Genomic DNA, 22,304 nt, shown 5'->3' with positions numbered 1-22,304 from the left:
CCCTTTATTCTTCACGTTTATTAGAAAACACTGCTTTTTGGATGATGAGATTAGCTATTGACATAATTACAGCGACCAAAAACGCGGTGCCAAATCCTTCAAAATTAAAGGCATCCCCCATCAATCGGTCTGTCATCATTAATGTAATCGCATTTATAACGAATAGAAAAATCCCTAATGTAATAAGGGTAATTGGAAATGTCAAAATAATTAATATTGGACGTACGAGTACATTTAATATCGATAAAATAAAACTAGCCACTACAGCTGAACCGAAGCTTGATACCTCAAATCCCTCAAAATACCCCGCCATGGCGACAAATAATAAAGCATTAATTAAAATTCCTAACAACCATCTCATCACAACAACAACCTTTACAGTTAAGAGTACGAGTATTCTATTTATAGTTTATGCACATAATTAGAGATATTCATTAAAAAGTCAATTTCACGGAACTATTCATTTATTTCTTCTTCGTTTTCATTCTTTTCTTCCGAATGATCCTGTTCATTGCTTTGACCGTGAACTTTATCATTATTTTGAACGATGATGGAACCTGTTCTTGTTTCAGCAAAAATATGGAAAGGTGTTTCATTCAGTACGCTTCGTTTAAATCTGACTTGTTTCTGTACCATTTCTTTCTTTTCTTCAATAACATCAATATTATCAAGGGTAATTTTCACATTTCCTAAATTTGATTTACATTCTCCCTCAATGCTTACATCTGACGGAAGATATACATTAATGTTACCAGAAACTGCTTTTAAGTGAAGTGTTTCCGCTACTTCGTTATTTAAAACACAACTTAAATTTCCATTTAATGTTTGTAAATCAATTGATCCGTATTCACCTTCTACATCAATGCTGCCATGCATTGTTTCAGCTGAAAAACGACCGGATTTTGTTTCACTAACTAGGATTTTGCCGTTCACTGTTTCCGCATCTAATTTATCGGAGTTCACGTTTTTCAAAACAATCTTTCCATTAGCCGTCTTTGCTCTTAAATCAGCTCCCGACAATCCTTCCCCAGTTACACTTCCATTAAATGTACGAATGGAGACTTTTTCATAATCGTTTTTTGGAATGTAGACAATTGTATCGGCTTTCATCCACTTTGATTGGGTTGAAAAGCGAAGCAATCCATTTTCTAAATAAAATGAACTATTGTCTATAAAGAATGCTCGTGCTTCGTCGCGATTATCCTTGCGATATACCCTTGCTTGGCATTCTATTCGTACATCCGGTTGATCCCAGACTTTTACTTCAACTTGACCATTTGCAACATCAATATCAATATTGGTTAGTGTCACATTTGCTTGCTGGTAAACATGTGGGATATCAACAGATTGATTAAAGTTTAAATCGATATCTTTTATTTTTTTGAAAGTGGTGTTTACAAAATCCATAATTTTATCTTTTGCGTCGTGGAATTGTGATGAGTATTTATCTTCTGTTTGCTTTTTCGAGTATGATTCTTTTTCTTGATATTTCTCGTGATAAGTCTGACTGGATTCGATCACTTTTTCATTTTTATTTTCCTGTTTATTATCTAATGCGTCTAATAAAACAAGGGCCTCTTCTGTTGATAGCTTTCCTTCCTTTACCATCCCGATTATTCTTTTTCTTTCTTCGTTCATTCGGTTTTCCTCCCTAATTACATAGTTAATTAAAGGATTACTTTGGAACAAGGGCCGTTCCTTCCGCTCCAATCCACTCTGCGTTTTCATATTTTTTTAATACAACGACCGATTGAATTTTTCCCAATTGTTTCGACATAAAGCTCCGTTGAACAGCCTTCTAAATAAATGGTTTTTGTATTGTATCTAATTTCATTCAATACATACGAATGAAATACTGTTAAAGTTTCACTCTTATTTTTACATGAAATCTGAAAACATTCCTCGGTCTGGAGATGGATTTTTAAAGGGGAATATGAAAAATCCACTCTTGCATTACAGAGTGGATTTTATTTTAATTAGGTTGACTTTCGTATTCGCGGAGTTTGCTTCTTTTTTCTAGTACTAATTGCTTGAAGTTCTTTTGTTCTTCTTTCGATAATGCTTTAAATTCTTTTAGGAACTTCTCATATTGTGGAATGATTTCCTTGATTGTTCCATACGCTTTTACTTCTCCGGCTTCAAGCCAAAGCGCTTTTTGGCAAAACTTTTTAACCTGACCGATTGAATGACTGATGAAAAAGATTGTTTTCCCTTTTTCTTTGAATTCATTCATTTTATCCAGACATTTATCCGTAAAAGTTTGGTCCCCAACAGATAATGCTTCGTCAATTACTAAAATATCAGGATCAATATTGACCGATATTGCAAACCCTAAGCGGGATTTCATTCCACTTGAATAGCTTTTAACAGGTTGATCAATAAATTTTCCTATATCAGCAAAATCAATAATTTCAGGCATTAGTTCACGAATTTCTTTTTTATTAAAACCTAGCATTAAGCATTTCAGTTCAATATTTTCCCTGCCTGTTAATTCATTATTTAATCCCGATGCGATGGCTATTAAAGATGCTTGACCTTTAATTTCAATCGTTCCTGATGTGGGGGGAATGACGCCAGTAATTAAATTCGATAAGGTTGACTTACCGGCACCATTGACACCAATAACTCCAATTACATCTCCCTGATCCGCAGTAAAACTTATATTTTGTAAAGCATAGAAATTTTCTCCATAGCCGTCGGGAAAAATAATATCCAATAGTTTTTCTGAGTTTTTCGCGTACATTTTATATTTTTTTGTTACTTTATCAAAAATAACAGAATGACTCATAATTTCTCTCCATATACAATAATATGTTCATCATCAACTATATCAAAAAAGTTTGATTAAAACGAATGTTAAATGGCTTATAAAAAGTCTACAAAACGATCTCTAAATTTCACATGTAGAATCGATCCGAAAAATAATAATACAAGAATTATACCCCAAAAATATAGGGAGTACTCCCAATGCTCAATAGGATACCAGGTTAGACCCAAAATCGATGCACGATATCCTTCGACAAGATAGTAAATTGGATTTAACTTCATAATCGTAATCACGATCTTGTTATCAATATTATAAGGCGGCCATAGAATCGGCGATAAATAAATCAATATCCGAACGACTGAAGTAATCAGCATCTGTATATCCCTTACAATCGTTGTTAATGTTGACGTTATTAGTGAAAGAGTAATTAAAAAAATTACCGTTGCTATAATAAAATATGGCAATTGGAGATAATGAATATTAATCGGATATCCTAGAAATTGAAAAATCACAAGAACGACTGCTAAAAGCATTAAATGTTGATACAATTTCGCAAAAATTACATAGGTAGGAATGACACTCATTGGAAAGCTCATTTTTGATATCATTCGTATTCGACTATAAATGGACTTGGACCCTTGAGTAATAGATTGGTTTACAAAAAACCAAACAACAATACCTGAGAGCATCCACGGAAAATAATCAATCGGATGTCCGTATAGTTCAACACCCTGTCGAGCACCGGAGCTTTTAAGTATTCCATACCCAAAAACAAACCAATAAATCGAAATTTGAATCATCGGGTTAATAATTTCCCATAATATTCCTAAATAATTATTTCGATTTGCACTTTTTAATTCATAAACAGACAAACGTCTCGCAAGGTAAAAACTATTAATTTGTTCTTTAATGACTGTTGTTACAGAACGCATGTAATATTCCTTCCTGAGCATAAATTTTTCTCTATTATTGCAAGTAATAGTATATAACTTTTTAAGTCAACTTCCTAGTTTTGAATGAATTTTGTAAGCATTCAAGAAAAACTAAAGGCCTTTTCCAGTTTTTTATTCTGAGAAAAGACCTTTTGCTCAATATTCTCATATACATTAATTACCCATTTTTAACCGAAAATAAATCATTTTTAATTTTTGAAGTAGAAATTCCAATTGTCCGCGGTAAGTAAATGACTTCGCAATAATCCTTTAAAAAGTCAAACTTTCCTTTCCAATCATCACCCATTACAAAAATATCGATATCATGTTTTTTTATGTCCTCAATTTTTTGTTCCCAGTTATTTTCTGGAATAACTTCATCTACATAACGGATTGATTCCAATATCATTTTTCTATTCTCATAACTGTGATATGCTTTCTTATCTTTAATTTCATTAAATTTATCAGTCGAAATGGCAACAACTAAGTAATCCCCTAATTCCCTAGCACGCTTTAACAAATTAATATGGCCCCAGTGAAGAAGATCGAAGGTACCATATGTTATTACCTTTTTCATAATGAAAACACACTTCCTTATTTTTAATAAAAAGTCATTCGACATAAATATTTAAATTTCGCAGCATTCATAATTAATTATAATTCAATATTTATATAATTTAAACCACAATTTTATTTATACTAGTTTGTTTCATTCGCTTTTGATTTATCACGTAAATATTTTACCAACTGTTCACTTGATTTTCCAACTGAAAATTCATTCCATTTATATGAAAATTCGCGGATTTGTTGAATATTAAAAGAATTAGCCTCAATCAGTTCAATAATCTCTAAGGTGTTTTCGGCAATAGGACCTGGTACCATCCTTTCGTACGTTTCCCAAAGCCCTCTATCCCGTTGATATTCTTCCAGATCATACGCGTAAAAGATCATCGGTCTTTCCAAAAAGGCAAATTCATAAGGAACAGAAGAATAGTCACTAATTAATAGATCAGTTATGATTAGAAGCTCGTTAATATCAATATAAGAGGAGTAATCAAAAACAAATCCAGGAAATACTTCCTCTAAATTTATATTATTCTTTATCGCCGGATGTAAGCGTAGCAAAAGGACGTATTCATTTCCCAATCTTTCAAACATTAATTGAAGATCTAAAGCGATTTTTTGTGAATCAAGTTGATTATCACGAAAGGTTGGTGCGTATAATACTACAGTTTTGTTCTTTAATGAAGGATTATCATGAAATAATTTAGCACGAATTTCCTCCATTTTTGGTTCATTAAAAAACAAATCTGTGCGTGGAACTCCCGTTTTCATCATTTGAGTTTCCTTTACATTGAATGCTTCTATAAAAATGTTAGCCATTTGATTCGAGCCGACGACAATTTTATGAAATTGATTATATACGCGATTGAACCGATCAATATCTTTTTTGCTTCGTTTAAATGTTGATTGATCCTGAAGTCCAAACTTTTTTATCGCACCTGCAGCATGCCACACTTGAATGCATTCTACCTCTTTCTTCAATTTAATACTTGATAAAAATCCATAATAATTATCTACTATAATGAATTTCGAAGTAGCCAGATGATAAATCGACCTAATTTCCTTCAAAGGATGAAAAGTTTCAAACTGGTTCGTTACAACATTTTCAAGTTGTTGAAAATTATACTTACATGATTGTTTATATAAAAAAACAATTTCACTGTCAAAACCTTGTTTAAGCATTTCATTATAAATAAAAATTGCATTATCACCAAATGAAACAACAAATGTTGTTTTATTCTTTAATGGCATTGCACTAAAAATGGTGAAAAAAAACTTAAAAAAGAGGAGATATCCTAGGATTAGAATATCCTTTATAATTTTTTTCACTAAAATGACCGTTCCCTTCATTATTGATTCACTCTAACGATAATGGTAACTATTATACATGAATAACTATTATTTGGTCATCTGTAATGTAAACAAGATAAGACTATAGGCAATAATAATATTGTTTGCTATTATATCAATGGAAAAGTTTTATTCAATTAAAATAAGCTTGGTGGTAAAAAAATGAGTTCATCTAAATCAAAAGAAAGTCAGCAACCCTTTCTTCACCGACTAGAAGTTCACCAAAATTCAAATGATTTAATAATTAAAGGGGACTTCACGAATAATTTTCAAGCATGTGAGCTATGGATACGCTCACAAGACAAAGAACAATCAATAAAGATAGCGGAAATGGCCCCTTCCTCCACATTTCATTTTGAAATGAATATGGAAAAGATCTATAAGCAACTACAAATTAAACATCAAAAAGAAGTGTTTAATTTTTATTTAACTACGGATACAAATAAATTTATTAGGCTTGGATGTTTCGCGAAAACACACATTACCATTAAAAACGCATTTACTTTTGACGGAGAGAATAGTTATCTATTTTTAACTAAGAAAGGCAATCTCTCCATTTCTTTCAATCAAGAACCGAAGTTTCGGCAAAAAAACCAAATCATTAAAGTTTCAGGCAAACAAAATACTGTACATATTAAAGGGAAGATCATCACTTATAGTTCTTTGCTATTAAATTGTTCCGTTTTACTTAAAGGAAGGGAAACACGTAAGGAAATTATCGTTCCTATTACCTTTACCCATTTAGAGCAAGAATCAGCTGCTAAATATGGATTTAATCGCTATTCGTATGAAGCAAAACTACCTATGCATGAAATCGACAATGGAAAATTAATTGTCGAAGATATTTACGATTTATTTTTAGTCATGCACGTACATGATCATCAAGAGGAAATAGTAAAGCGGATTACAAATCCGATATCTTTGGACAAAAACATTATCAAAGAAGTAAATGCTACTGATAACAATCTTGTCGCAGTAATTAGTCCCTATTTTACGTTTAAGAAATACAATCTCTCACTTGAAGTTACGATTTTTTCAAGAGAAAATTTTGCTTATATGAATCGATTATTAAGATGGGCTTGGTTATTACGTCCGTTTTTTAAAAGGAAAGATATTTGGATTGTTGGGGAACGAACATATAAAGCACAGGATACTGGCTATCATTTTTTTAAATATATGAGGCAACAACATAGAAATAAACATGTTTATTATATTATGGATACCAAGTCTCCCGAATATAAAAATGTTGAATCATTAGGGAATGTGTTAGATTTCAAATCGAAACAACATATTTTTAACACGATTATGTCAACGAGAGTAATTTCTTCCCATCATCCAGATTACTTATTTCCAATCCGAACAAAAAAATTTAAACAAGCAGTCCGAGCGACGAAAGTATTTTTGCAACATGGTGTTATGGGAACGAAGAATATGGTAGCCAATTACGGAAAAGATGCCATCGGATTCGATACAGATCTATTTTTAGTAAGCTCCGATTTTGAAAAAAACATGATTATTAATGAATTCGGCTACACTCCTGATCAAGTTTTTGTCACTGGGTTATCCAGATTTGATGATTTATTAAAAAATGATATTGCTACAAAAAGACAACTTCTTATCATTCCTACTTGGAGAGATTGGATTGGAAGTAAAAGCAACTTTTTAGAAACGGAGTATTATGAGAGATATCATGAATTAGTCACCAATAAAAAGTTACATGATTTAGCAATAGAATACCAATTTGACATTGTCTTCTGCTTACATCCGAATATGCAAAAATATACATCTAATTTTAAAAATGCACCTATTAAAGTGATTAGTCAGGGTGAAGTGAATGTCCAAACACTTCTTAAAGAGAGTGCATTAATGGTTACCGATTACTCAAGTGTTGCATTTGATTTCAGCTTTCTTCATAAGCCCATTATTTATTATCAATTTGATCGTGATAAATTCTTTGGCGATAAGCCTTCACATCTTGATATAGATAATGATTTACCAGGTGATATTGTATTTGAAGAAGATTCATTGCTAGCTTTATTAGAAGATTATGCGAAGAAGAATTTTCAAGCAAAAGAAGAAAATATAATAAAATCCACGAAGTTTTTAAAATATCGGGATCAAGAATCGAATAATCGCATTTATAAAGTCATCAAAGAAAATAGCAAATAAAACAAAAAGGTTTCCAACAAGTTTGGAAACCTTTTTGTTTTATTATTTCTTTTTTGAAAGGTCATTGATTGCTTCGTAAACTCTTTCACAATATTTCCCATCAAGATCATAATAGAAAACATCGTCCACACTTTTCTTGTGTTCAGGTTCCATTTCAAAGTTATTTTTGATAACTTTTTCAATGTTTTCGATTGTTTCCTGAAGATTTTCAGAAATATATCCAAAATCAAGTGTTTTTAAATCAAACACACCTTTTTTATATTGTGTTTTATAAAAATCCTCATAATCGAAGTGGCAAAATACGATTGGCTTTTTCATTACGGCAAAGTCAAAAAAGACAGAGGAATAATCCGTAATTAATAAATCAGCCGAAATTAAGAGATCTTGCACATCCCCGGAATTTTTCCCTAAAATTTGAATTTTGTCATTTCCTACGTTAAAGGTATCTAAAAATGGTTGAACCTCATAATGAGGATAAAATTTGAATGTAATATCATACTTATCAATCAGCTCGCTAAGTTCAGCTGAATTCAACAGATTATTATAAAACTTATAATATTCCGAGCTAACGAATTTCTTTTCCAATTCTGCTTCATCATGTACGGCATTCGTTAAATATGATTTAGGAACGATATTTCTACGCCATGTTGGCATAAGTAATATTTCCCGTTTTACCTTGTCTCTGTATTTTAAATTATCATATCTGGGGAAACCAGTTAATTTAACTTCATCACTCGTATAATTCATATTTTCAATAATAAATTCAGTTTCTTTTGGCAATGAGGTAATGATTAAATTATTTCCGATACGATTTTTACTAATACTAGAGGATGGGTCATTATATGATATCCCATGTTGAAGGAAGACCGTTTTATAATTCACGACATCCCCGAACGATTTTAGGAACAATGATTTAGAATAATATGTTGGTGTATTATACGATTCAACATCATATGAGTTTAATAATATTTTTGAATGCAAAAGTAGGATTCGATGTTTCTTAGAATCTTTATCAATTACATTTTTATAAGATTTGATTTTATCGTAATCTTTACTGTCCATATCCAGAATATAATATATTCTTTTGCGCGGATAGTTTTTTCGAATGTATTTAAATAAATGATAGGAATTATCCTGACACGTATCTCCTCGTTCTGAAATGAGCCAAATATCTTTCCCATGGTAGATAGGATATGTTAATAAGTATAATAATCGGTCCACCGCAATCGCTCGATTAATTCTTAAATTCGTCCGAACTTTATTCATATGTGTTACTCCTTTACGAAGCAACATCGAAAGTTTGGACTGTTTACCTTTGACTTTTAAGGATATTTTATTTTTCTTCGAAACGGCAATTAAATAGTACTGATTATCAATCCGTTTATACCCTTTAAATCGATTAAATAAGGTGGTCGCATTGAATGGTTCTTCGATATACTGTTTCTTTTTATCGACACTGTAAATCCGAATAAAAAATTTATACTCACCGGTTTTTAATGTTTCTAAAGGAATTTTAGCTTTTAGACCGACATAACCGTTCTCATCAATATAATAATTTTTTAAGTCCCGTCTGTAAAAATAGTCAAACTCATATTTGACTTCTTTTCCAGATCCTTTCTTTAACACTAAACATACTTTATTTTTCAAAAAGTCGTTTAGCTGTAATCCCGGAAGTCTATACTGGCCAATGAAATACATGTTTTTTTCATCATGATAAGTTCGCTCTAAGTAGCCTTTAAATCCATTGGCTAATAAAAAGCCCTGGTAAGGTTTTTCCCCTTTATCAAAATACAAGTTTTCATTTTTTATAAATAGGCCATTGTTTTGACTTTTAAGTTCTAAAAACATATCATAATCGCGAGTTAGTAGTGAATATGTCAATAATCTTACTTTATTATTAGTGGAAATACTCTCAAGCCACTCTGTATCAAAATGATGTACGATGTCGGAGAAATACTCAAATAATGTAAGTAAATCATTTTTTTGAATGGATAAATCTTTTGGAAATAGTTGGTTCCGATTTAGAAAATCAGTAAATGAAAATAGAACCGTCTTGTCCAAGAGCATTGATATTACTTGCGGTTTCGTTTCTTGTTCCAATTGCTCGAGCTTAACATTTGAACGATTCTCCAAAAAACTTATTAAAATATCATGCTGTTCCTTCGGACTTACGATAATCTTGCTCTTATGCGGACTACCATAAAGTAGACTAGAAAGAATCGTTAGTACATTATTTTCAAAAAATTGTATTAGTTGTCCATGATCCCATAATAAATCATCAGGCTGAATATATATTTTTTGAAAGATATCTATGATTTTTTTAAAATTGTCAGTTCCCTCAATTTTATTCAAATAATCCAATGATACAGACAAAATGCATTGCTCCTTACTAAACAAAATAGAATTTATTTTATCTGGTGCTCCCAGTATACCTTTAATCCTTCTTCAACTGTGAATTCAGGCATAAAACCAATTGATTTAAGTGCTGAAACGTCCGCGTAAGAATCTTTAATATCACCAGATCTTACAGCTTCCTTTTTAATTGGCAGGTCAATTCCCGAAATCTTAATATAAGTAGAGATAAGATCCATAAGGCTTATCTTTTCTCCAGTACCAACATTATACACATTTCCTATCGCGTCCTTGTTATTGGACACTAATAAATTGGCTTGTACAACATCCTTTACAAACACAAAATCCCTTGTTTGACTGCCGTCCCCGAATAGGATAAAGCTTGCATCTTCCCCATTCAATTTTTTCTTAAGGCGATCCGTGATGATTGATACAACCCCTGAATACGGTGAAGATGGATTTTGTCCAATACCGTATACATTAAAAAATCTTAAGGCAACAGTAGGCAATCCATATAATTTTGAATAGTTAATAACATAGCGTTCAGAGGCATATTTATCAATTGCATAAGGAGTTAAGGGCTTAATTGGCGAATTTTCACGCTTTGGTAAAGCTGGATCGTCTCCATATACCGCTGCAGAAGACGCAAATACAAATCGTTCGATATCTTTTTGTTTTCTTGCAGCCTCTAAAAGATAGATTGTTCCTTCTAAATTTGTTAAATGAGTTTCTAACGGATGTTCTACGGATGCTGCCACACTTGCAACAGCCCCTAGATGGAATATTTTTTTAAATGTATACGTATTAAATAATTCCGTAATAGTGGATTGATTGGAAATATCGCCTTCAATAAACGTTAAATTTTTATTGTTTAAATCAAGGTTTTCTTTTGAACCCATTGACAGGTTATCGACTACTATAACATTTTCTCCTAAATTCAATAATTCTTTCACTAAATGGGATCCAATGAACCCGGCGCCGCCAGTAACTAAAATATTTCCCATACTTTTTCATCTCCCTAATAGCATTAGTAGAATTGTACCATAAAATTCTTTCAGTTAAAAACACACTTCGACAAAAAAATTCCTCTTTCATCAAAGGATATAAATGGAAAAAACCTAGTACTTCCCTCATGAATCCACACAAACATAAGACTTTTTTTAAAAATATCCTAGATTCATAGTTTTTAAGTGTTAAAATGTTTTTGGTGTTTTCATTGGAAGCATCAAGACTTTTAAGGAAGGGGAACGATATGAAAAAAGGTAGGTTAGTAAAACTAACGATATCGATTTTTTTGCTATTTTTTTCGTTAACATCGATGAACGTTAGTGCTGAGGAGACGAATTCACCGACAAAATTGGACAAAATTGTCTTTGCTTCTGGAGATCAAAACAATGAAAGTATTAAACTCTATAAAGAGGAGTCTACGGAAAGTGACGTAGTAATCAATATACCGAATCAATCCCATGTTCAATTGCTCGATTCGAATACGGATGTAGATTTTTCTTTTATTCAATATACTGATCCACAAACAAATATTGAATATAACGGGTACATAGAAAATAAATTTTTAATTGATGCTCCTCCGGAAGATCAAACCAACCAAGTAAATGACAGTAATCAACCCGAAGAAGTGCAAGATGTACAAGATGAAGCAAATAATGAAGGAAAGACAACCAATCCTTCAGATACTAATGGGGAAGTAGACAAGATTCAAAAACAACGAAAAGACACTAAGGATCAAGCCTCAAACAAATCCGAACAAACTGAGCCAAAAAAGATTAAGGATGATTCTGACGCTACTAGTAAAACATTCATTCAATCTAAAGCAACTGCCCAAACTACCCAAACTAAATTACAAGGAATTGCTATAAAAGGGCAAACGAATGTATATTCTGATCCATCTTCAACTGGGAAGGTGATTAAATCCTATCAACAAGGCACATTGTTATACTACAAGACATACTCGTCTGAATGGTATCAAGCCAATGTGTATATCGATGGAGTAGCTACTACAGGGTTTATCAATATTAATGACGTCGAGAATCTTGTAGATACCCAGCAGAAAGACCAAGGGATTGCTTCAAAAAATCCTACGAATATTTATGAAAAACCTTCTACAAATGGGAAGGTCATTAAATCCTATACGATTGGTACATTGCTTTATTATAAAACATATACTTCAAATTGGTACCAAGCCAATGTGTATATTAATGGGAAAGCCACCACAGGTTATATCTATAAAAATGATCTAGATACTCTCGTTCAACAAAAAGTTCGGGGAATTGCTTTAAAAGATTCAACGAAAATATATGCTAATACATCAACTAGTGGCACGGTTATAAAAACATATAGTAAAGGAACTTTATTATATTATAAAACCTATATTTCCGGATGGTATCAAGCAAATGTGTATATTAACGGCAAAGCTACCACTGGTTATATTTATAAAAACGATGTAGAAAATATTGTTTCCAATCAACAAAAAGTTCAAGGAATTGCTACTAAAATTCCTACGAATATTTACGTGAAGCCTTCTACCGACGGCAAAGTCATTAAAACATATGATCAAGGTTCATTTTTATACTATAAAACCTTGTCTGCCAATTGGTATCAAGCCAATGTTTATATTAATGGGAAAGCGACTACCGGCTATATTTATAAAAAAGATGTGGAGCAAATTCCTGCTACACAAGATAAAGTACAAGGGATCGCTGCCAAAATTCCAACGAAAATTTATATGAAGCCTTCTACAGGCAGCAAAGCCATCAAGTCTTATCAACAAGGGTCCTTCCTTTACTATAAAACATATATAACAAATTGGTACGAAGCTAATGTTTATATTAATGGTAAGGCAACTACCGGCTATATTTATAAAAAAGATGTGGAAAATCTAGTAGCTAAGCAAGAAAACAAGCAAGGACTAGCGAAAAAGAGTTCTACAAATGTTTATGCTAAACCATCACAAAGTGGTAAAGTTCTTAAATCATACAAAAAAAATACATTTCTTTACTTCAAAACCTATACGAAAAATTGGTATGAAGCTAACGTATATATTAACGGTAAAGCCACTACCGGCTATATTTATAAAGATGATGTATCTTTAGATACAGTTATCATTTCAAAGTATTCTACTAATCTAACACTTAACAAAATGGTAGACACTCAATCGAGTAAAGCACCACAAACTGATTTATATCGTAATAAAAATGCTTATGTTAGCAAAGATTATATTACAAAAATCAGTTCTACCGTAGGAGAAGTAGTCAATGCTGATACACTAAATGTACGCGAAGGACCCGGAACAAATTATTGGATATATGGGACTCTGTCTAAAGGGAATAGGGTAACCATTGTTTCCACTACGGGAAATTGGTATGAAATAAAGTATAATACGTGGAGAAATGCCAAAACCGAAGATATTAAGTACTACATCAATCCTAATTCTTTTGTTCCTAATACACCAGAGTATTATCAGTTTTTATTATTAGATAAAACAACAAATATTTCTGCAACTGAAGTTGATAGTAAAATTTTATATGGAAAAGGGTCCTTATCCGGGACAGGTTCCATTTTTCTTGATGCTAGTAAAAAATATAGTATTAACGAAATGTATTTAATTTCCCACTCCCTTCTAGAAACGGGAAATGGGACATCAAGCCTTGCAAAAGGTGTCGTTGTTAACGGTAAAAAAGTGTATAATGTTTTTGGGTATGGAGCATATGATAGCTGTCCAATTGATTGCGGTGCACAATTTGCTTATGATCACGGATGGTTTTCCATCGCAAAGGCAATTGAAGGTGCAGCTCAACTCATTGGTCAGAACTATATTCATAATGGCCAAAATACATTATATAAAATGAGATGGTATCCAGAAAATCCTTACCATCAATATGCAACAGATATTGGCTGGGCGGTCAAACAAACAGCAAATATTAGCAAGCTTTATAGTCTTGTCGGTAAATATACTTTACACTTTGACGTACCAGTATATAATTAAAAATAGAGGTTAATACGCAAGTGTAGCTTGTGTATTAACCTCTTTGTTTATTCTTCTTCAAAAATCGCTTTCGGGACTTTCCGTCCATTAACTAGTGACTATTTTATGATCCATAGGACTTCCCCATTTTCATTGAAACAACGAAAACAATATAATAAAATAGTATAATAAATGGAAATCCCGCACATTTTATGAATTTGGTGGTGAAATAATGGGCTTATTATCTATGCGCACCAAACTTAAACAAACCGACGAAAAAAGTAGATTTAACATACAAATTAATAAAGTTGGATCGAAACGAAATAATTTATTTCTGGTAGGTAACTTACTTACTAGTCACTCCGTCCATTCAACTAGTAATGTCATACTTAAGGGCAGAAATAGTCTGAAGGAAATGAAAATCCCTGTTTCACTTACCTCAAAAAAAGCTTCTGCAAATGAAAGATTGAATACATATATATTTCGAGCGAACATTCCATTTAAATCAAATGATACCGAAGATTTACTGGAAGAAGACCTTTATGATTTATTTCTGGAAATTACGGATCGCTTTCAAGAAAAAAATTTGATAAGAATTGGTAAACCAAATTTTCGTGCTAAGTATTTCGCAAAAGAACTTTATGTAGCTAATCAAAATGATGCAATAGTTATTAATCCGTACTATACATTTAAAAGATATAATTTATCTATAGAGGTTCATAGGTTTCCCAAGGATACATTCGATTACATGAAACGTTTACTTTTTTGGGCATGGATATTGAGACCCTTTCATCGGAAAAAGGACATATGGCTGGTCGGCGAGCGCCCCTATAAGGCACAAGACACTGGTTACCATTTTTTTAAGTATATGCGGACGCAGCACCCGGAGAAAAATGTTTTTTATGTGATTGATAAAAACTCCCCAGAGATGAAAAATATCGAAGAATTAGGGAATGTTTTAACATTTAAATCGAAAGAACATATTTGGCATACAATCATGTCAACTAGGATTATTTCTTCGCATCATCCCGATTATTTGTATCCAACACGTACAAAGAAATTTAAAAATACAGTAAGGGCAACAAAAGTGTTTTTACAGCATGGCATTATGGGAACAAAAAATATGATTGAGAACTATGGAAAAGGGATTTATGGATTTGATACAGACCTATTTTTAGTAAGTTCCGATTTTGAAAAAAACATGATTATTAATGATTTCGGTTATTCAGCAAATCATGTTTTTATTACCGGTTTATCGCGTTTTGATGAATTATTTAAGAAGGATACAACTGTTAAAAGACAACTTCTAATTATTCCGACATGGAGAGACTGGATTAGCAGCAAAAGTAACTTCTTAGATACCGAGTATTATAAAAAATATGACGAGCTTATTTTCAATGACAATTTGCACAGGATTGCAAAAAAATATCAATTAAATATTGTCTTTTGCCTACATCCAAATATGCAAAAATACACTCCTTATTTCAAAAATGCACCTGTTAAAGTAATTAGCCAAGGAGAAGTAAATGTTCAAACACTTTTAAAAGAGAGTGCAATCATGATTACTGATTATTCAAGTGTCGCTTTTGATTTCAGTTTTTTATCTAAACCAATTATTTATTACCAATTTGATCGTGACAAATTTATTGGGAAAAGACCTTCGCATATCGACTTAGATAAAGATTTACCTGGAGATATCGTCTTTGAACTAGAATCTTTATTTGCTCATCTAGACATGTATGGCCAAAACAACTTCCAAATTAAACAAGAAAATATGATCAAATCTAACAAATTTTTAAAATACCAGGATCTTCATTCGAATAAACGGATTTTTAATGTAATAAACCATAATTATATTCGTCACACTTGGTTTACTAATTTACTTCAAAACCAATTAATAAAAAAGATATTTTCCAAAATTTTTAGAAAGTGAAAAAAGTCCCCATCTGTTCCTGTGATGGAGACTTTCTTTATAATGTTACTTTGTCCTTTATTTGTTTAGAAAAACTTTTTCAACGACCTTTTTTGAGGCTTCCCCGTCATCCCAATTACAAAACTTTTCGTAGAATTGGCCATAAACATTCTTATAATTATTTTTTATTCCCTCGATATTAGCAATAGCATCAATTACTTCATCCGAGGTTTTCAACAATGGACCGGGAACCTCATTCTCGATATTAATATAAAATCCTCGAAGCGTATCGCGATACTTTTCTAAGTCATACGTAAAGAAAAGTATTGGTCTTTTTAAATTCGCATAATCGAAAAAGACAGAAGAATAATCAGTTATTAAAATATCCGAAAGTAAGTATAATTCCGCAATATCATCGTATTTAGAAAAATTATAAGCAAATCCATCTAAACCAGTTGTATCAATTTCATCAGCAATAAAATAATGCATCCGTAATGCCACAACATATTCATCGCCAAGCTGTTCTCTCATTTTTTGCAAGTCTAATTTTAAGTTAAACTTATACTTACCTGGTTCATAAAATTCATCATCCCTCCATGTCGGTGCATAAAGGACGACTTTTTTATCAAGCGGAATATTTAAACGTGCCTTTAATAATTGAATATATTCCTTATTATTCTTTTGATATAAAATATCATTTCGCGGATATCCGTACTCAAGCATTGTTTTATCAAACTTAAAGGCTCTTCGGAAAATATCTGAAGAGTATTGATTCGGTGAAATTAAATAATCCCAACGTCTCGATTGTTGATAAAAGTGCTTTTTATAATTTGGATTTGCTGAATATATATCATTCATATCAAATACAAGCTTTTTCAATGGTGTTCCATGCCATGTTTGCAAATATACATTATCCGGGCGTTTGTTTAAATGCAGTGGCATGCGCGAATTACTTACCCAGTATTTTGCTCTTCCTAAATAATAATAGTAGGCCAAACTAAACCGCTTTACTTGTTTTGCATTACCTGGAATTTTCTTACCTGTTTGATTAAATACCCACACAAATTTGTAGTCCATATTGTTGTTTATCATATATTCATATATATATTTCGGACTATCTGAGTAATTTTTTCCTAAAAAGCTTTCTAAAACAATCGTTCTTTCTTGTAATGACATTTTCATAAAAATTGATCGGTATAATTGAACATATATTTTTCGTCTACTGCCTATCGCTCTTTTTACATTTCTAGCCAAATGGTGGAAACGAAGCACATTTGCAAATTGACCCTTTTTCCCTTTAATTAATAAATTCATTTCTTTTCGAACAACAATATTGAGATTTTTCCAGTTTTGTTCATCAATTTTGGAAGCGGCCATCGAGACTTCATTGAAGAATTTATTAATCGTTCCCCGTTCGGCAAAGAGCATAACAATCGTTTTACGGTAAAAGTTCAAAAACAAGCGATCCAAAAATGTTTCAGCATTAACTGAACCATTGTATTCTACCCTTAAGCTATTAAATATTTTGATAAAATCTGAGACTATTTTATCTCTATCACTTTGCATTAAAGCAGGATTAGAGATCGGATCATTTCTTAATCTTTTATAATAGAAACATCCTTTCAAATATAAATACGTCTCCATTTGCTTCATGGCAGCTACGATAAATGGCAATTCCGAATAACAGCTTACATCCTCGGAAAACTTCAATTGATTTGCTTTAATAAAATCCATTGAAATTAATCGATGAAGAATCGAACTATTACTAAAATGCTTTCCTAACTTTCTTCCTTCTTTTAGGATTATTTCAGTATCCATTTCTTTACTGTCGTCTTTTGTTTTTATCCTTTTTATTTTTCCGGAGATCATGACATGGTCTCCAATATTTTCTATTAATAATTGAATAGCTTGTTCTGAAAGATAGTCATCACTATCAAGAAAATACACATATTCTCCGGTTGCCTGGGCAATCCCTATGTTCCTTGCAAAACCTACTCCTTTGTTTTCTTGCAAATGAATGGATTTGATCCGTTCATCTCTTTCAGAAAACGTATGAATGATTTCCTTCGAACCATCCGTCGAGCCATCGTTAATCACAATAATTTCTAATGCTTTATACGTTTGATCAACTACAGATTGTAAACATTCTGTTAAAAACTCGGCTGTATTAAAAACAGGAATTATAATCGAGACTTTTTTCATTTAAATGAACTCCTTAAATCAAGTATTACTTAAATACTTTCTCTACAACTTTTTTCGAAGAACTGCCATCCTCCAAATAACAAAATTTATTATAAAATGGTTCGAATGAGGGCGGGAGTGAAAATCCTTCTCTTTCAAATCTTTTAATATGCTCAATAACCTCTTCAGTCGTTTTAATTAATGGACCTGGTGCATATTTTTCAAAATCAAAATAGAATCCTCTTAGATTGTCACGGTATGATTCAATATCATAAACAAAAAAGAGCATTGGGCGCTTTAAATTTCCGTAATCAAAGAATACGGAAGAATAATCCGTCATTAATACATCAGCGATGATATAAAGTTCATTTATATCTTCATGATTGGAAAAATCATAAGCAAAACCTTGATAATTAGATAAATCTAGATTTTCTGCAACCAAATAATGCATTCTTAAAATAATGACATACTCATTTCCTAATTCTTGTTTCATCATGTGTAAATCTAGCTCAAGATCAAATTTATATTTTCCTTCGGCATAGAACTGATTATCGCGCCATGTAGGAGCATATAAAATTACTTTTTTATCTAATGGGATTCCAAATCTAATCTTTAAATTTTTTATATTATTTGGTTCATTACATACATATAAATAATCATTTCTTGGATATCCCGTCTCTATCATTTCTTTTTTAAACATAAATGCTCGTCTAAAAATTTCAGTTGAATATCGATTCGGAGAAATTAAATAATCCCAATTTCTCGATTCGCGCATGAAACTTTCTTTATAGATCGAAGTAGTCGTACCCGGCATATGAACTTCATCCATATCAGCAGCAAGCTTTTTCAACGGAGTTCCATGCCATGTTTGCAAATATATCGTATGTTTAGGCTTCGGAATCCATAATGGCATTCTGCTGTTCGTCACCCAATATCGGGCCCGTGCCATTGCAAATAGCCACTTAATCGAAAATCGATAAATATAATCCACATCTTTATTGACAAAATTATGAGTAAATCTTTTATCGATACTCCAATACATTTTGTATTCCGGGTGATTTTCTTTTAAGTATTCATAGATTGCCCGCGGATTACAGCTATATTGCTTTCCTAAATAGCTTTCAAAAACAACAAGGTTTTTTTTAGCAGGAAATAAACCTACACATGTAAATATGATTTTGTAGGCTGTTTGAATGACGGGAAGTTTTTTTATTTTATTACTTAATCCTTTTATATTAACTATATTTCGCTGAACCGCATCTTTTATCGAACTATAAATACGGTGAAAAGCATACCCTTTAACCTGTACTGCCAACGCTGTTTCTCTCCTTTAGCGACTACATGAATGTAACTACTTATTGTTGAATATTAACTCCAATATCTATTTTTCATAATTATCGCTTGTCCAATTGATAAACACGTCAATTCTATATTCTATCACATCATCAATTTTTTGGCTCTAATGAAATTTGTGAGAAACCCCTATTTTTATTCATTCACATACTTCCTGGAAAAACATTTCCATCGCTTCTTGATTATATGCAACATAATCAAATTTCTTTTGTTCTATCCCTTTTGATATAAAAGAAATCATCGCTTGTTGTAATGCTTCCCTATCATGTTCGACCAATGTTCCATATCCCCCAGCCAAAACACTTTTAATTCCTGGAACATTCGTCCCAATCACTGGTTTTTCTAATATAAGGGACTCTAGCAAAACTAAACCTTGTCCTTCATATTCGGAGGACAAAATAAAGCAGTCACATTCGTTAAGTAATACATAGGGATTTTCAATTTGTCCAGTGAAGTAGACGTTCTTTTCGATTCCTAACGAATTTACTAAATGCTTTAATTCCTGTTCTAGCGTTCCTTCCCCAACAATGTACAATCGGGCTTTAGATTCTATTTTTTGTACATTTGCAAAAGCATAAATTAAAGTTTCTTGATCTTTTTCAGGAGATAATCTTGCAATATTGATAAAATTAATATGTTCTTCCTTCGGTATGTCAACACCTTTTACATCAAGAACACCCGATTCAGCATTCTCTCCGCTTAATACTAAAAAGTCATGGTTATCATAGTTTATTAGCTTTTTTTGATCTTTCTTCTTTAATACATTTTGGTAATTAATTATATTATTAACATAAACCATTTTCTCTTTTGCTTTATCAATATATGGATGTAAGTCTTTATAATTTTCACTATTAGCAGATTCCGAAACGGAAATAATTTTATTGTAGTATTGATATAACGAAAAAATAATCTTCAAATTTTTGCGATGCTTAAAATCCCCATTCACGATTTTTTCATATTCTTTCATCATAATATTGTGTAAGTAAATACATTTTTTCTTATCTGTTCCGAAAGCAAATAAGAGGGCCCAAAATGCATTGTAACCTCCAAAATCAATAACAATATCAAAGTTTACGTTCCCAAGTAAGCGAGAAAGCTCTCGTTTATACATGGTAATTGGAACGTTCCTTTTCATTCTCTTTGAATATAGCCCCCTTCTCATGATTAATTGATGTGTATACCATTCCTTAATCGTCATATTCCATTGACCGACCCGGTATAGAACACTTACATTCGGATGCAATTTTTTTATATTTTCTTCTTTTCCTTCATGTGTATCCGATGACTCAATCACTACAATTTCATATTTCGAATAGTCAAGACTATTCATTAAATTAATCGCTGACATTGTGATTCCATTATTATAAAATCCTCCGCAATAGAATAAGATTTTCTTCTTCTCATTCCCATTTCGAAATACGAGGTTGCTCTCTTTTTCCCTGATTACGATATCAATAAAACGGTTCGTAGCATTTCCATCATCGTGATAACAATACTTTTCAAAAAATTCCACATATTTGCTTTTATACTGTTCAATTACTTTGTCCACTTGTTGGATAGTCTCGATTACTTCATGTAATGTTTTACAAAAGGGTCCAGGCAATTCATTGATATTTAAATAGAAACCTCTATCCTTTTCATAAAATTCATAGTCGTCCCCATAAAAAATAATCGGATTGTTTGTAGGCAAAAAATCAAAAAAAATACTTGAATAATCCGTAATTAAAAGATCGACGATAGAAAGCAATTCATTTGTGTCCATGCTCTCCGGAATACAAATGTTCGCCATCTCACTGTTTTCGAAAAATCTATATGCAAAATAATGTGTTTTTAATAAAATAATATATTCTTTTCCAAGCCGTCCCTTTAATTCTCTTAGATCCTTATCCAATTTGCTGCTCATATCTAGTTCCTGATTTACTTTTCCTCGCCATGTCGGGGCATATAAAATGACTTTTTTATCAGAAGGTATTGCCAAGAGCTTCTTTATTTTACTTTTATTCGCAAGGAACATTGAATCCACTCTTGGATAACCAATATCCGCAATTTTCCCATTATAGAGCGTAAAAATATCATGAGACTTTAATAATTTTTCATAAGTAAATCTGTTGGGACTAATTAAATAGTCTGTATGAAGTAAATTTCGTTGAATATTTTTATGATCAGTAAGGCCAGCATCTTTTATATCCATCCCTAATGTTTTCAACGGTGTACCATGCCAAGTATTCACGTAAACTTGACCATGCTTTTTTTGAAAATAGTAAGGGAAACTCGTATTATTGATTAAATATTTAGCTTCTGTTAAATACTTCAAGTATTCATCACTATGTATTATTACAAATGTAACATTTTTATAATTTCTATAAATCGGCAATATATTTTTTTCGTCTTCCATCGCCCATACATGTTGGAAATTTCGGAACTCCGGTTCTTTTAATATTCCTTTAAAAATCGCGAAAGGATTTCCCGTCATATTTTTGCCATGGTAGGATTCATATAAAATGACATTGTTTTTAATTTTACTTTTTTTAAAGAATTTCGTATATTTTACTCTTTGTCTGAAATTTGAATTCAAAACATAATCCCGAACTGGCTGGCGGATAAACTTTAATCGCCTTTTTAAAATTTTATTTACTAATTTTAGTTTTTCTTTCATGTGTAAAGATCCTCCATTTGACCGAAATGCCTTGTCTTATCATCTTCATATTGTTCCTCCCGCATTTGAAATATACGCTTTTTCATATA

General features: G+C 31.8%; 13 protein-coding genes and 1 pseudogene. 3 read left to right on the top strand and 11 right to left on the bottom strand.

Annotated elements, in window-relative coordinates:
• Positions 1-4 precede the first annotated feature (4 nt).
• The 6 genes from I5776_RS05275 to I5776_RS05250 form a co-directional block, all read right to left on the bottom strand.
• Entirely contained in the window at positions 5-361 is a 357-nt protein-coding gene (locus I5776_RS05275; RefSeq protein WP_202779301.1) for a phage holin family protein, read from the bottom strand.
• 95 nt (positions 362-456) lie between these two features.
• The gene (locus tag I5776_RS05270) at positions 457-1,638 is read right to left on the bottom strand and encodes a DUF4097 family beta strand repeat-containing protein (protein WP_202779300.1); all 1,182 of its coding nucleotides are present in this window, start codon (positions 1,636-1,638) and stop codon (positions 457-459) included.
• Between the two features lie 334 nt (positions 1,639-1,972).
• Entirely contained in the window at positions 1,973-2,788 is an 816-nt protein-coding gene (tagH, locus tag I5776_RS05265; RefSeq protein ID WP_202779299.1) for a teichoic acids export ABC transporter ATP-binding subunit TagH, read from the bottom strand.
• A gap of 77 nt (positions 2,789-2,865) precedes the next feature.
• On the bottom strand, positions 2,866-3,699 hold the full coding sequence (locus I5776_RS05260) for an ABC transporter permease (RefSeq protein WP_202779298.1): 834 nt from the start codon (positions 3,697-3,699) through the stop codon (positions 2,866-2,868).
• A 178-nt stretch (positions 3,700-3,877) separates the two neighbouring features.
• Entirely contained in the window at positions 3,878-4,276 is a 399-nt protein-coding gene (tagD, locus tag I5776_RS05255) for a glycerol-3-phosphate cytidylyltransferase (protein ID WP_202779297.1), read from the bottom strand.
• A 122-nt stretch (positions 4,277-4,398) separates the two neighbouring features.
• A complete protein-coding gene (locus I5776_RS05250) occupies positions 4,399-5,514 on the bottom strand; it encodes a CDP-glycerol glycerophosphotransferase family protein (RefSeq protein ID WP_246483930.1) in 1,116 nt (371 codons plus the stop codon).
• Positions 5,515-5,775: 261 nt separating this feature from the next.
• Between I5776_RS05250 and I5776_RS05245 the strand changes: the two genes are divergently transcribed.
• Complete coding sequence (locus I5776_RS05245) at positions 5,776-7,782, top strand: CDP-glycerol glycerophosphotransferase family protein (RefSeq protein WP_202779296.1); 2,007 nt, start codon at positions 5,776-5,778, stop codon at positions 7,780-7,782.
• A 42-nt stretch (positions 7,783-7,824) separates the two neighbouring features.
• Here I5776_RS05245 and I5776_RS05240 read toward each other — a convergent pair whose 3' ends face one another.
• Together I5776_RS05240 and I5776_RS05235 are read right to left on the bottom strand one after the other, a co-directional pair.
• Complete coding sequence (locus I5776_RS05240; RefSeq protein WP_202779295.1) at positions 7,825-10,155, bottom strand: CDP-glycerol glycerophosphotransferase family protein; 2,331 nt, start codon at positions 10,153-10,155, stop codon at positions 7,825-7,827.
• A 32-nt stretch (positions 10,156-10,187) separates the two neighbouring features.
• Positions 10,188-11,138 (bottom strand): NAD-dependent epimerase/dehydratase family protein, encoded by a 951-nt coding sequence (locus tag I5776_RS05235; protein WP_202779294.1) that lies wholly within the window; start codon positions 11,136-11,138, stop codon positions 10,188-10,190.
• Positions 11,139-11,386: 248 nt separating this feature from the next.
• Here I5776_RS05235 and I5776_RS05230 point away from each other — a divergent pair, with 248 nt between their 5' ends.
• Positions 11,387-14,134: an SH3 domain-containing protein gene (locus I5776_RS05230; RefSeq protein ID WP_202779293.1), complete on the top strand. Its 2,748-nt coding sequence runs from the start codon at positions 11,387-11,389 to the stop codon at positions 14,132-14,134.
• A gap of 211 nt (positions 14,135-14,345) precedes the next feature.
• Complete coding sequence (locus I5776_RS05225; RefSeq protein WP_202779292.1) at positions 14,346-16,046, top strand: CDP-glycerol glycerophosphotransferase family protein; 1,701 nt, start codon at positions 14,346-14,348, stop codon at positions 16,044-16,046.
• Between the two features lie 57 nt (positions 16,047-16,103).
• Here I5776_RS05225 and I5776_RS05220 read toward each other — a convergent pair whose 3' ends face one another.
• The 3 genes and pseudogenes from I5776_RS05220 to I5776_RS05210 all read right to left on the bottom strand — a co-directional run bounded on the left by I5776_RS05220 (position 16,104) and on the right by I5776_RS05210 (position 22,215).
• Entirely contained in the window at positions 16,104-18,227 is a 2,124-nt protein-coding gene (locus tag I5776_RS05220; RefSeq protein ID WP_202779291.1) for a bifunctional glycosyltransferase/CDP-glycerol:glycerophosphate glycerophosphotransferase, read from the bottom strand.
• 25 nt (positions 18,228-18,252) lie between these two features.
• Positions 18,253-19,536 (bottom strand): annotated as a pseudogene (locus tag I5776_RS05215) (CDP-glycerol glycerophosphotransferase family protein); the annotation flags it as partial.
• A 162-nt stretch (positions 19,537-19,698) separates the two neighbouring features.
• Positions 19,699-22,215 carry a glycosyltransferase gene (locus tag I5776_RS05210; RefSeq protein WP_202779289.1) on the bottom strand — a complete coding sequence of 839 codons (2,517 nt, stop codon included), beginning with the start codon at positions 22,213-22,215 and terminating at the stop codon, positions 19,699-19,701.
• Positions 22,216-22,304 lie beyond the last annotated feature (89 nt).

Source organism: Heyndrickxia vini (assembly GCF_016772275.1).
Lineage (GTDB): Bacteria > Bacillota > Bacilli > Bacillales > Bacillaceae_C > Heyndrickxia > Heyndrickxia vini.
Note: the sequence above shows the minus strand (reverse complement) of the source record. Positions and strands in the feature narration are given on the sequence as shown.

Excerpts from the sequence above, each read along its gene's own strand:
- I5776_RS05230 (WP_202779293.1), top strand. The coding sequence starts at position 11,387 with ATGAAAAAAGGTAGGTTAGTAAAACTAACGATATCGATTTTTTTGCTA.
- I5776_RS05220 (WP_202779291.1), bottom strand. The coding sequence starts at position 18,227 with ATGAAAAAAGTCTCGATTATAATTCCTGTTTTTAATACAGCCGAGTTT.
- I5776_RS05275 (WP_202779301.1), bottom strand. The coding sequence starts at position 361 with ATGAGATGGTTGTTAGGAATTTTAATTAATGCTTTATTATTTGTCGCC.
- I5776_RS05270 (WP_202779300.1), bottom strand. The coding sequence starts at position 1,638 with ATGAACGAAGAAAGAAAAAGAATAATCGGGATGGTAAAGGAAGGAAAG.
- I5776_RS05260 (WP_202779298.1), bottom strand. The coding sequence starts at position 3,699 with ATGCGTTCTGTAACAACAGTCATTAAAGAACAAATTAATAGTTTTTAC.
- tagH (WP_202779299.1), bottom strand. The coding sequence starts at position 2,788 with ATGAGTCATTCTGTTATTTTTGATAAAGTAACAAAAAAATATAAAATG.
- tagD (WP_202779297.1), bottom strand. The coding sequence starts at position 4,276 with ATGAAAAAGGTAATAACATATGGTACCTTCGATCTTCTTCACTGGGGC.
- I5776_RS05245 (WP_202779296.1), top strand. The coding sequence starts at position 5,776 with ATGAGTTCATCTAAATCAAAAGAAAGTCAGCAACCCTTTCTTCACCGA.
- I5776_RS05250 (WP_246483930.1), bottom strand. The coding sequence starts at position 5,514 with ATGCCATTAAAGAATAAAACAACATTTGTTGTTTCATTTGGTGATAAT.
- I5776_RS05235 (WP_202779294.1), bottom strand. The coding sequence starts at position 11,138 with ATGGGAAATATTTTAGTTACTGGCGGCGCCGGGTTCATTGGATCCCAT.
- I5776_RS05225 (WP_202779292.1), top strand. The coding sequence starts at position 14,346 with ATGGGCTTATTATCTATGCGCACCAAACTTAAACAAACCGACGAAAAA.
- I5776_RS05210 (WP_202779289.1), bottom strand. The coding sequence starts at position 22,215 with ATGAAAGAAAAACTAAAATTAGTAAATAAAATTTTAAAAAGGCGATTA.